Annotated in this window: 13 protein-coding genes; 2 read left to right on the top strand and 11 right to left on the bottom strand. The window is 56.3% G+C overall.

Annotated elements, in window-relative coordinates; translation table 11 throughout:
• From RHM68_RS05600 to RHM68_RS05585, 4 genes are all read right to left on the bottom strand, one after another.
• Window positions 1-612 (bottom strand): phage baseplate assembly protein V, encoded by a 612-nt coding sequence (locus RHM68_RS05600; RefSeq protein WP_322220924.1) that lies wholly within the window; start codon window positions 610-612, stop codon window positions 1-3.
• Between the two features lie 3 nt (window positions 613-615).
• Entirely contained in the window at window positions 616-1,128 is a 513-nt protein-coding gene (locus tag RHM68_RS05595; protein WP_322220923.1) for a hypothetical protein, read from the bottom strand.
• A gap of 46 nt (window positions 1,129-1,174) precedes the next feature.
• Window positions 1,175-1,516: a phage holin family protein gene (locus RHM68_RS05590; RefSeq protein WP_322220922.1), complete on the bottom strand. Its 342-nt coding sequence runs from the start codon at window positions 1,514-1,516 to the stop codon at window positions 1,175-1,177.
• Window positions 1,517-2,055: 539 nt separating this feature from the next.
• Window positions 2,056-2,790 carry an XRE family transcriptional regulator gene (locus RHM68_RS05585; RefSeq protein WP_322220921.1) on the bottom strand — a complete coding sequence of 245 codons (735 nt, stop codon included), beginning with the start codon at window positions 2,788-2,790 and terminating at the stop codon, window positions 2,056-2,058.
• Between the two features lie 212 nt (window positions 2,791-3,002).
• On the opposite strand from RHM68_RS05585, the gene mutS reads away from it, so the two are divergent.
• Window positions 3,003-5,570, top strand: a complete 2,568-nt coding sequence (gene mutS / locus RHM68_RS05580; protein ID WP_322223698.1) for a DNA mismatch repair protein MutS — start codon at window positions 3,003-3,005, stop codon at window positions 5,568-5,570.
• 142 nt (window positions 5,571-5,712) lie between these two features.
• Complete coding sequence (gene fdxA, locus RHM68_RS05575; RefSeq protein WP_322220920.1) at window positions 5,713-6,036, top strand: ferredoxin FdxA; 324 nt, start codon at window positions 5,713-5,715, stop codon at window positions 6,034-6,036.
• 454 nt (window positions 6,037-6,490) lie between these two features.
• Here the strand turns inward: fdxA and RHM68_RS05570 are convergent.
• The 7 genes from RHM68_RS05570 to RHM68_RS05545 form a co-directional block, all read right to left on the bottom strand.
• Window positions 6,491-7,641, bottom strand: a protein-coding gene (locus RHM68_RS05570; RefSeq protein ID WP_322220919.1) for an IS3 family transposase whose coding sequence is annotated in 2 segments (ribosomal slippage) — window positions 6,491-7,404 and window positions 7,404-7,641 — 1,152 coding nt in all. Because the reading frame shifts where the segments join, the coding sequence is not laid out codon by codon here.
• A gap of 77 nt (window positions 7,642-7,718) precedes the next feature.
• On the bottom strand, window positions 7,719-8,453 hold the full coding sequence (locus RHM68_RS05565; protein WP_322220918.1) for a hypothetical protein: 735 nt from the start codon (window positions 8,451-8,453) through the stop codon (window positions 7,719-7,721).
• 170 nt (window positions 8,454-8,623) lie between these two features.
• The gene (locus tag RHM68_RS26635; protein WP_369124954.1) at window positions 8,624-8,938 is read right to left on the bottom strand and encodes a DDE-type integrase/transposase/recombinase; all 315 of its coding nucleotides are present in this window, start codon (window positions 8,936-8,938) and stop codon (window positions 8,624-8,626) included.
• A complete protein-coding gene (locus RHM68_RS05560; protein ID WP_322220917.1) occupies window positions 8,919-9,209 on the bottom strand; it encodes an IS3 family transposase in 291 nt (96 codons plus the stop codon). Before RHM68_RS05560 ends, RHM68_RS26635 begins: the two co-directional genes overlap by 20 nt.
• A 26-nt stretch (window positions 9,210-9,235) precedes the next feature.
• Window positions 9,236-9,784, bottom strand: coding sequence for a helix-turn-helix domain-containing protein (locus RHM68_RS05555; protein ID WP_322220916.1), 549 nt, complete (start codon window positions 9,782-9,784; stop codon window positions 9,236-9,238).
• 93 nt (window positions 9,785-9,877) lie between these two features.
• On the bottom strand, window positions 9,878-10,885 hold the full coding sequence (gene rpoS / locus RHM68_RS05550) for an RNA polymerase sigma factor RpoS (RefSeq protein ID WP_322220915.1): 1,008 nt from the start codon (window positions 10,883-10,885) through the stop codon (window positions 9,878-9,880).
• Between the two features lie 107 nt (window positions 10,886-10,992).
• Window positions 10,993-11,850 carry a peptidoglycan DD-metalloendopeptidase family protein gene (locus RHM68_RS05545; protein ID WP_322220914.1) on the bottom strand — a complete coding sequence of 286 codons (858 nt, stop codon included), beginning with the start codon at window positions 11,848-11,850 and terminating at the stop codon, window positions 10,993-10,995.
• Window positions 11,851-11,893: the final 43 nt, after the last annotated feature.

Raw genomic sequence — 11,893 nt, 5'->3', positions numbered from 1 at the left:
TTATACCGGACTGATGACACGGCCCTGGTGATCCACCACCGGGCCGCTCAGATGCACACCGGACGCGTTGAGCAGCACGCCAACCGCCCCCAGTTGCAAGGTGATCGCCTCGGGCGTCAGGGCCAGTCGGGCCGAGCCGATATTCAGTTCGAGTGACTCGCGAGAACCGATAAATTCGGCTGGTCCGTTCTTCCAGTGCAGGACATGGCTAGCGTCGTCGTAACTGCTTTCGGTGCCGTCCTGATACAAGCGGCGGTTCAACGAAGGCTGTGTCGAGACTGGCGGAAATTGACCGCTGTTAAGGCCGAACAGCGCCACTGACTGCCCGCCGCCCTCGCCGCCCCCATGGTTCAGCAACAGACATTGCTCGCCCACGGAAGGAATCCGCGACTCGCTCTGTGCCCCGGCGCTGGGGTTGAAAAACCGGATCGCCGGGGTGAGTAATTCACCATGGCTGACCTTGCAGGTGTTGGTGGCCGCATCGACTTCCTGGCACACGCCGATGCGACAAAAGCTGTCGGCACGTCGATACAAGTCTTCGAGTTCGGTTTCCATCTGTGCCAGGCGCTCGATGATCGGGCCCAGTTGCATACGTAGCAGCACATCAAACATGGGCTAGCCCTCGAGTGCGGTGTATTGATCCGGGTCGTCGATGTTCGACACCTCCCAGGTACGGGCGAATTTCGGCGTGCCCAGCGGGTCGTCCAGCAGCAGTGGCCCGAGGTACAGCGTCTGGGTGAATGAAACGGTCCAGGCGTTGTATTGCCGTGTATCGCGGGTAAAAGTGGAGGCAATCCCGTCGATGTTCAGCGGCAGGTCGCACTGATCACCCGGCAGCTTCCAGCAGTTGTCCGTGACCAGGTTTTTCAGCTCGCTGGCCAGGTCGCAAGCAGCCAATCCTGCAGTGGGCAATATGGCTTGCAGAGAAACGCTCAGGACATGAGCGATGCGTCCGTTATGGGCACGCTCGCCGGGTGCATCGTGTTCGATCGAGATCAGTACCCAGGTCGAATCGCCAGTGCTGTCGAAGTCTTGATTATTGCCGACCTTTACCTCGGGAACGGCGATGCGCAGTGCCTCGGCGATAGCTGAAACAAGCTGCGAGGGCTTTCCGATAACAGCGGGCATTTATGGCCTCCTATTCAGCGGCAACGCGAAGATCCGCGCCGCTGTTTTATTGTTGATCCAGACGCGGCGGTACATCACTGACACCTATCCGCTTAGCAGCCCAGCGCTCATAAAGCCCGATAGCAACGTCCGCTCCAGCCATCGCCGTGAGGCAACCAAAGGCACACGCGGTCCAGATCGACACGCCGGCGGCGTACAGCAACATGATGGCCGAGACCCCGCAGATCACGCAGGCACCAGAGCGCAACGCCAGGCGCCGCAACAGCGCCCAGCCCCTGGCGCCTTCCTTGTCGGCGCGCCACATTTCGCCGGACACCCCGCCCACCAGGGCGAGGACGATGACAAGCCAGATCGGCATGTCCAGCAACGCTTGTTGCTCGTTTGTCATGTCACGCCTCCAGGGGTGATTGATGAGAGTGATGTGTGTATTTCAAACCTTGTCTCTTGAGGTGCCTGACGGGAGGTAGGCATTCCAAAAAGCCCGGCTTTCAGGCCGGGCTTTTCAGTAATGCGGTCCTTCGCCTTCCTTTAATCCTGTGTGCAAAAAAGGAAGCTGACTTTTCGGCGCTACTGGCGCGGTACGAGTCCATTCAAATTGTTTTTTCCGACCGCGGTCCCTGCCCGCCGGATAACTGCTTCTGGTGCTTTACGCTGCACACCCGGGTCAGTTGCCAACCCTCTGAACCGTTGAGGCCGGTTCATCGCTGCCTGTTCTTGTGGAACTAAAGAGCTTCGTTTCGAGCCGTTTTGTTGAGCGGCTTGGACATAGAATATGCACGAACGCATAAGCAGTCAATGCATAAATGCATTTATTTATGCACTACAAATGCACTGCCGCATGAAAACCCCGCAGACAAAGGCGCTGGTGGTTTTATGCAGGCGAAAAAAAACCCGCTGTGAGGCGGGTTTTAGCGAACAGCGGTGAGGTTAGCGGGCGTACATGCCCCACCAGAAGACGTGACCGAGGATGACGATCTGTTCTTCCTGGATTTCCTGGAAGGTATAGTCCTCGTCCGGGTGCTCATCGCGATTGAAGCTGCGCAGGCGGATCCCGGTTGGCAGGCGATAGAGCTGTTTGACCCGCAACTGGCCGTTATGGTTGATGGCGTACAGATCACCATCAATGATGTCGCCAATCGCACATTTACCGGCATTCACGCCAACGGTGGCGCCGTCGCGCAGCACCGGCAACATGCTGTTGCCGCGCACCGTGACGCATTTGGCCTGGTCGAATTGCACGCCGTTATGCCGCAGGCTGCGCTTGCCGAAACGCAAGCTAGAGCGCTCGCTTTCCTCAATGACGAATCTTCCTGATCCAGCAGCCAATTCAACCTCTCGAAGAAAGGGGACTGACACCTCATCGTCATCGATAGGCGTATCGTCGTCCCACAGACTTATGTCCTTGAGTTCCGAATGCAATTGATCGCGTCCGGCAGTAGCAGCAAGCGCAACATCCGAGCGCCCGCGCAATTGATCGGTACTCACCGCAAAGTACTCAGCGATCTTCGAGATGTGTTTATCCGAAGGATCGACGATCTTCCCGCTGAGAATCCGCGAAAGCGTAGATTGGGGCACGCCGGTACGACGGTGAAGCTCCGTGGGGGAGATCCCGTGCTGATCGAGCAGTGCTCTTAAGACGATAGAAACGTTGCGTTTTTGCATAGCGCGAATAGTGCTTGATCTTTTTCCGGAAAACAAATGCCAATATGCATAAATAGCGCATAAAAAGCAGAAAGGTAGCGCAGGGTGCTGATGCCTGCGCCGATCTGACCGCCCATGTTAATCTTGCGCCCATCGCGGAAAAGCCGGGCCGATGCCCCTCCTTTGCCCCACACCTTTCAACGAGTTTTCCTAAGTTACCCATGAATAAAGCTATCTCCGACTTGTCCTCCCACACGCCGATGATGCAACAGTACTGGCGACTGAAGAACCAGCACCCTGACCAGCTGATGTTCTACCGCATGGGCGACTTCTACGAGATCTTCTATGAAGATGCGAAGAAGGCTTCCAAATTGCTGGACATCACCCTCACCGCCCGTGGGCAATCGGCGGGTCAGGCGATCCCTATGTGTGGGATTCCTTACCACGCTGCCGAAGGTTATCTGGCGAAACTGGTCAAGCTCGGTGAGTCGGTAGTGATCTGTGAGCAGGTCGGAGACCCGGCCACCAGCAAAGGGCCAGTGGATCGTCAGGTGGTGCGGATCATCACACCGGGAACGGTGAGTGATGAAGCGTTGCTGGATGAGCGTCGGGATAACTTGATCGCCGCGGTGCTGGGCGACGAGCGCCTGTTCGGTCTGGCGGTGCTGGACATCACCAGCGGCAACTTCAGCGTGCTCGAAATCAAAGGCTGGGGAAACCTGCTGGCGGAACTGGAACGGGTCAACCCGGTGGAGCTGATGATCCCGGATGATTGGCCGAAGGATCTGCCAGCGGAAAAACGCCGTGGGGTTCGTCGTCGTGCGCCGTGGGATTTCGAGCGTGACTCGGCGCTGAAAAGTCTCTGCCAGCAGTTTTCCACCCAAGACCTTAAAGGCTTCGGTTGCGAGAACCTGACCCTGGCCATCGGCGCTGCCGGTTGCCTGCTCAGCTACGCCAAGGAAACCCAGCGCACCGCCCTGCCGCACTTGCGCAGCCTGCGCCACGAACGTCTGGATGACACCGTGGTGCTCGATGGCGCGAGCCGTCGCAACCTGGAACTGGACACCAACCTGGCCGGCGGTCGCGAGAACACGCTGCAATCGGTAGTTGATCGCTGCCAGACAGCCATGGGCAGCCGCTTGTTGACCCGCTGGTTGAACCGCCCACTGCGTGACTTGACGGTATTACTGGCGCGCCAGACCTCAATCACCTGCCTGCTGGATGGTTACCGTTTCGAAAAGCTGCAACCACAGCTCAAGGAAATAGGCGACATCGAGCGGATTCTGGCACGGATCGGTCTGCGTAACGCTCGTCCTCGTGACTTGGCACGTCTGCGTGATGCCCTCGGCGCGTTGCCCGAGCTGCAACTGGCGATGACCGAGCTCGAAGCCCCGCACATCATTCAACTGGCCGCGACCACCAGCACCTACCCGGAACTGGCAGCGCTGTTGGAAAAAGCTATTAATGACAACCCGCCGGCGGTGATTCGTGACGGTGGCGTGTTGAAAACCGGTTACGACGCCGAGTTGGACGACCTGCAATCGCTCAGCGAAAACGCCGGGCAGTTCCTGATCGACCTTGAAGCTCGCGAAAAGGCCCGCACCGGCCTGTCGCACCTGAAAGTCGGCTACAACCGCATTCACGGTTACTTCATTGAGTTGCCAAGCAAGCAAGCCGAGTCGGCGCCGGCAGATTACATTCGGCGCCAGACGCTCAAAGGTGCCGAGCGCTTCATCACGCCGGAGCTGAAGGCGTTCGAAGACAAGGCGTTGTCAGCCAAGAGTCGCGCCCTGGCCCGCGAGAAGATGCTTTACGAAGCGTTGCTTGAAGACCTGATCTCGCAGCTCCCGCCGCTGCAGGACACCGCCGCCGCCCTGGCCGAACTCGATGTACTGAGCAACCTCGCCGAGCGTGCGCTGAACCTCGACCTGAACTGCCCGCGCTTCGTCAGCGAGCCATGCATGCGCATCAGCCAGGGTCGTCACCCGGTGGTCGAGCAAGTACTGAGCACACCGTTCGTGGCCAACGACCTGAGCCTCGACGACAACACGCGCATGCTGGTCATCACCGGCCCGAACATGGGCGGTAAATCCACCTACATGCGTCAGACGGCATTGATCGTGTTGCTGGCCCACATTGGCAGTTTTGTGCCGGCAGCCAGCTGCGAACTGTCGCTGGTGGACCGGATCTTCACCCGGATCGGTTCCAGCGATGACCTGGCGGGCGGTCGTTCGACGTTCATGGTCGAAATGAGCGAAACAGCGAATATTTTGCACAACGCCACCGACCGCAGCCTGGTGTTGATGGACGAAGTCGGTCGCGGCACCAGCACGTTCGATGGTCTGTCGCTGGCTTGGGCGGCGGCCGAACGTTTGGCCCATCTGCGCGCCTACACACTGTTCGCCACCCACTATTTCGAATTGACCGTGTTGCCGGAATCCGAGCCGCTGGTGGCCAACGTGCATCTCAACGCCACCGAGCACAACGAACGCATCGTGTTCCTGCACCACGTGCTGCCCGGCCCTGCCAGCCAGAGCTACGGCCTGGCAGTTGCACAACTGGCTGGCGTGCCGAGCGAAGTGATCGTGCGTGCCCGCGAGCATTTGGGCCGCCTGGAATCCACGGCGCTACCGCATGAAGTGCCCAAGGCAGCCAAAGGCAAACCGGCCGCGCCGCAGCAGAGCGACATGTTCGCCAGCCTGCCGCATCCGGTCCTTGATGAACTGGCCAAGCTCGACCTGGATAACCTCACACCACGCAGGGCGCTGGAAATGCTCTATACATTAAAGACACGGATCTAACGCACTTGCCTGCAAGCTGTTAGAATCTCGCGCGGTTTGGGATGCTGCTGGCTAATAGCCTGACCAGCAGACTATCGCTCCCAAACCTCGCGACCCCGTCCAGAAGGGGCTCCGCTGCCGCCGCCTGAGGAGAAAACTAGAAATGACCTTCGTCGTCACCGACAACTGCATCAAGTGCAAGTACACCGATTGCGTAGAAGTCTGTCCGGTGGACTGCTTTTACGAAGGCCCGAACTTCCTGGTGATTCACCCGGATGAGTGCATCGACTGCGCACTGTGCGAACCAGAATGCCCAGCCGTGGCCATCTTCTCCGAAGATGAAGTCCCGGAAGAGATGCAGGAATTCATTCAGTTGAACGTTGATCTGGCCGAAATCTGGCCGAACATCACCGAGAAGAAAGAGTCGCTGCCCGATGCCGAAGAGTGGGATGGCGTCAAAGGCAAGATCAAAGAGCTCGAACGCTGATTACCCCCGCGTTCTCGAAAAGGCCCCTTGCGGGCCTTTTTGCTTTTCAGCAGGCGAAAAAAGGGGCGGTTTGACCCGCCCACATTTTTTCCCTATTCCCTGTGTTCCCTTTCATCGTCCTGATGAACCGCGTCCTTCGATGTCCTTTCCCTCCATCCTTGAAGGGTGTGTCTGTCCGTCGACACACCTCGGATACTAGAGAGTTCCCCGCCAAGAGCAACCGCTCCCATTGGCGAAAATCTGCTGCAACGCTCCATCAACTTTAAAAATTAAATATTAAAATCATATAGTTATAATTTTAAATATCAAAAATAGACGACTATCCACCATCTAAAAATAGCGAACGCCTACGAAAGAGTAGGCAAAGACTTACAGCAAAAGACTACAAACCTGAGTCAATGCCTTACTTTTCCCCGGCAACAAAAAGCCCCGAAAATGAATCGCCCCGGATTCTCTAGACACCTTGCAAGCTCATTGCGTAACGCTTTTCAAACTCTACCGGTGACAGGTGATTGTTGAAACCATGACGGCGTTTTGCGTTGTAGAACATCTCGATGTAATCGAACACATCACTACGCGCATCTTGCCGCGAGGTGTAGATTTTCCGCTTGATCCGTTCCCGTTTCAGAAGTTGGAAGAAGCTTTCGGCCACGGCGTTGTCATGACAGTTGCCTCGGCGACTCATGCTGGCAACCAAATTGTTCGCCTTCAAAAAACTGCGCCAATCGGCGCTGCTGTACTGGCGGCCCTGGTCGGAATGAACCATCACCTCTTGCTTCGGTTTACGCCTCCAAACCGCCATCAACAACGCGTCAAGGGCCAAATCACTGGTCATCTGCGACTTCATTGACCAGCCAACGACCTGACGAGAAAACAGATCCAACACCACGGCCAAATACAGCCAGCCTTCATACGTAAGAATGCAGGTGATGTCGGTGACCCAAACTTTGTTGGGTTCTACGACATCAAACTGGCGCTTCAGCAAATTGGGTGAGGCGACCGCTGGCTTGCCGCCGTACTTGCCAGGGCGTCGTCGATACCCTGTCTGAGAGCGCAGACCTTCAAGGCGCATCAGCCTCGCCACACGATGCCGGCCACAGTCTTCACCAACCTCGCGCAGATCGTCATGGACTTTGCGATAGCCATAAACGCCGCCGCTCTCTAGCCATGAATGCTTGATCAAACCCAGTAGTCGCTGGTCGTCTTTGGCGTGTACCGATTGCGGCTCGGACAGCCAGGCGTAATAACCGCTGGGATGGACTTTAAGCGTCAGGCAAAGCCGTCGAATCGAATAGTCGTCCGCGCGCTGCTTGATAAAGGCGTACTTCAGCCGCACTCCTTGGCAAAGTACGCAGCGGCCTTTTTTAATATGTCTCGCTCTTCAGTGACGCGTTTGAGTTCCGCTCGCAGCCGACGCAGTTCAGCGTGCTGATCATCGTCCTGCTGTCGTTCTTCTTGAGGTTTGCTGTAGCGCTTTATCCAGGCATATAGGCTATGCGTCGACACGCCAAGGCAGGCCGCCACATCAGCGACGGGTAGCTTCTTTTCGGTCACTTGATTGACCGCCTGGATTTTGAATTCTTCGGGGTAACGAGGGTTGCTCATGGCACCTCCTAATTGGCCTCAGTTTAAGGCAAAGAGGTGTCTAGGAAACCCGGGGCGATTCAGGCTCCTTTTTTACGTCACTGTTTTTCCAGCAGCCATTGGCGTGGGCCCGGAGTGAGTTGGGGGATTTCGTCGGGCCGGGATAGGTTGATCGTACTGAAGATCTCCAGCTGCTTACCGTAACGGACAAAAATCCATCCATCTCCAACATCACCCTTGCCCAGATAGAGGGTGTCATTACCGGCGCCTTGAGTGGCGCAATCGCCTCCCAGGCACAACTCATACCGATCATTTTGCCCCAGCCCTGACACACCGCCATCATCTTTGAACGCTACGATGTTGCCAGTACCCGGGCCTCCAATGATCCTCCACTGACCGCCCATATAGGCTGAGTTCAGTGCCTGCCTAAAAGTCGCACCCCATTTGGCGCCGGCTGCGGCGGGTTGCGCCGGGCGGGAAAAAACCTGGCCTGCGTGATTGTTCGTGGCCTGCTGTATCAGCTGCTTGCCATCCAATTGCAGCTCGTTGCTGCCATAGCCGTTGTAGTCGACCGTCCACATACCGGGAGCTTTGGGCAGCAATTGACCTTCGCCCAGCTCGAACGCATTGCTGAATTGTGCTTTGCCGCTACGGGTGTCGATGTTCCATTCGAGGTTCAAACCGTGGGCATCAATGGCCCGCAGCAAGGACCTGCCCTGGGCGGCCGAATCGATGGCTGCCTGGTTGATCCATAGCCCGCTGATGTCGGGTGTTTGCGACGTATGAGTGCAGCCGCCCAGCAGGATCAGACTAAGGACAAGTAATTTGCGCATGGGGGGTAATCTGCATAAGGCTGGAAGGCGATGGCGCAGACTAAAGAAAAAGGAGCCCGAGTGCTAATAGGGGAGCCTACAGAATTCGGAAAAAATCGTACGCTAAGGTTTTCGACATGCGTCGCGTTGCAATTTGAGTGGCTCACAACCACCAGCGCGGTGGCTCACTATCACTGGAATGGGTGGCTAACAACCACTGGAAACAAATGTAACAACCACCAGCGCCCACAGTCTGAGTGCAGCATGGGTTTCTCATGTGCCCTCAAGCAGCTCAACGCTTTTTTGAGCATGTCGCTCACCATTGAAAAGCGGGGCGCCGTTTCCATTTGGTAAGCCACAATTTCGCCGTGATACAGATCCAGAACAGGCGAAAGGTACAGTTTGATTCCCGCAATTTTGAACTCTGTAATGTCAGTTACCCACTTTTGATTGGGGTGTTCCGCTTCGAACTGACGCGCCAAATGGTTAGGTGCTATTCGACCCACAGGGTCTTTGTAGGAACGATACCGCTTGGGCCTGACCAGTGATTTCAGCTGTAGCCCCCATCAGACGCTGGATTGTCTTGTGGTTCACCACAGTCCCTGCGTTGCCGATCGCGGCGGCGGTGCGCCGATAACCATAACGACCCTTGTGTTGCTCAAAAACAGACTTGATTTGGGTTTTGAGCAAGGCATGCTTATCGACTACCTGCAACGCTTTCTGCCGGTAGTAAAAGGTACTGCGCGCCAAGCCCGAGGCCTGAAGCAAACCGTTCAAGGGGTAATGCCGCCTTAACACCAGAACTATTTACGCTTTTTGGCGCGTGCAGCCAGTTCGTCTGCCTGGATCAAGGCTTTGAGCTTTTTTAGATAAGCGTTTTCCATCCGCAGATACTCCACTTCAGCGAGCAGTTGTTGCTCTCGAGAAGGCAAGTCAACACGGGCTGAGGTCGCGGTGGTTTTTGAAGTCTTCGGCGTCTTCGGTGTTTTCGGCACTTGGGCAGGTCGACCTGGTTGGCGAGAGGACAAGGCCTCGATGCCTCCACTGTAATACTGCTGCTCCCAAATGCCCACTTGGCCGGGATTGCGAAGATTGAACAAGGCCGTGGTTTCCCGGTAGGAGAGCTCCGTACACCACATGCGCTGCAACACCGAAAGCTTGAAGTCTGGAGTGTGCTGGCAACGCGGCTTTTTACGTAGGCCATCAGCTCCATGATGTTGATAACCTGCAACCCAGCGACGGAGCAATCCGAACTCGATTCCATGCAAATCGGCAACAACTCGGTAGCTGGTGCCACCTGCGAGGAAGTCATTTACCGCTTTAAGCTTGAATTGCTCTGAGTATTTATTCATGAAAAAACACCCCAAAGTCAGGACGGGTGTCCAACTTTTGGGGTGCAGTTCAAAAACCAGTCGGGGCTTCTTGTTGCCGGGCCAGCGGGTTGCTTATTGGAACAGCGACTCACTCGACAGGCCGTTCTTTTCGAGAATTTCCCGAAGACGCTTGAGGCCTTCCACCTGAATCTGCCTGACCCGTTCCCGGGTCAGGCCAATTTCCAGGCCGACGTCTTCAAGTGTGCTGCTCTCGTGACCGCGCAGGCCGAAGCGGCGTATCACCACTTCGCGTTGCTTGTCGGTAAGTTCCGAAAGCCACTGATCAATGCTCTGTGAGAGGTCATCGTCCTGCAACAGTTCGCAGGGATCCGTGGGGCGGTCATCTGTAAGGGTATCCAGCAGGGTTTTATCCGAATCTGGCCCCAGCGAGACGTCGACCGAAGAAACTCGCTCGTTCAGGCCCAGCATGCGCTTGACCTCTGCTACCGGTTTTTCCAGCAGATTGGCGATTTCTTCGGGTGAGGGTTCGTGATCGAGCTTTTGCGTCAGCTCCCGTGCAGCCCTCAGGTACACGTTGAGTTCTTTAACCACATGAATCGGGAGCCGGATCGTCCGGGTCTGATTCATGATTGCGCGTTCGATGGTCTGACGAATCCACCAAGTCGCGTAGGTTGAGAAACGGAAGCCGCGCTCAGGGTCGAACTTTTCCACTGCACGGATCAGGCCGAGGTTGCCCTCCTCGATCAAGTCCAGCAACGACAGGCCACGATTGACGTAACGCCGAGCGATTTTCACCACCAGGCGCAGGTTACTTTCAATCATGCGTTTGCGCCCAGCCGGATCGCCACGTTGCGACAATCGCGCAAAATGGACTTCTTCTTCCGGGGAGAGCAATGGGGAAAAGCCGATTTCATTGAGGTACAACTGCGTGGCATCAAGCGCCCGCGTGTAATCGATGTACTTGTGTTGCTTTAGTGAAGCGGAGTGTTTGGATTTGGCACGAACAGAAGGTGGTGCTGCCCCTTCATCATTCGACACCGAATCCATAGCGATGCCGGTCTCCATCAGGAGTACCTCATCGTCGATGTCAAACTCCGGCACTTCTTTACTGAGAGCCATTGTTATAGTCCTTTGGTGAGTTCGACCTCAAGCTCAAGCGGCGCCTTTATCCTTGGCAGCGCTGGAGCCTGTTCCCTCTACGCGACGGAACAGGCTGCGACAACAAATCAACGACGTGGCAGGAATTGCAGCGGATCTACAGGCTTACCTTGTCGGCGAATCTCAAAATGCAGTTTCACCCGGTCGGTACCCGTTGACCCCATTTCGGCAATTGTCTGTCCGACTTTGACCTGCTGTCCCTCCCGAACCAACAGCCTACGGTTATGTCCGTAGGCACTGACGTAGGTGTCACTGTGTTTGATGATGACTAATTCGCCGTAGCCCCTTAAGCCACTCCCGGCGTATACCACCGTCCCATCAGACGCAGCTAAAACAGGCTGTCCCAAATCTCCGGCGATATCAATTCCTTTATTCAAACTACCGTTTGAAGAGAATTTTCCAATCAGAATGCCATTAGATGGCCACCCCCAGCCCGTCGGAGCCGGTCCTGCAGGCGGTAGCGGAGCAGGTGCCGACTTGCTGGCGACGGACGGTACAACCACGGCGTTGCTGGTGGTTGACCCGTTCGCCTGGCGCCGAATGACGGTCGTTTTCAACGACGATGACGGCGTTGAGTCAGAGCCCGCGGCAACCGCCGTCGGCGTTGAGCCGCTGCGTCCATCAAAGCGAATCGTCTGCCCTGGATGAATCGTGTAAGGCGTAGGAATGTTGTTTCGAGCGGCAAGGGCCTTGTAGTCCCAGCCGTAGCGAAAGGCGATCGAAAACAGAGTGTCTTTAGGCCGAACGACATATTGACCCGTTGTCACTGCCGGACGCTGGGCGACTGAATTATTGCGATCGACAACACGAACGTCACTCGATTTAGTGCTGGAGCAACCGACCAGCAAGGTGCTCAAGACAAGGCCAGTCACCAGGCGCTGAAAGCTCGTTGTACTCATACGCTGCGCAATGACTGTGAGACTCACCCGCCGCTCCCTTTGTGGTGGTTTGAAATGTGAAGTGCCGTGT

Origin of the sequence: Pseudomonas sp. DC1.2 (genome assembly GCF_034351645.1) — a bacterium.
Taxonomy (GTDB): domain Bacteria; phylum Pseudomonadota; class Gammaproteobacteria; order Pseudomonadales; family Pseudomonadaceae; genus Aquipseudomonas.
Note: the sequence above shows the minus strand (reverse complement) of the source record. Positions and strands in the feature narration are given on the sequence as shown.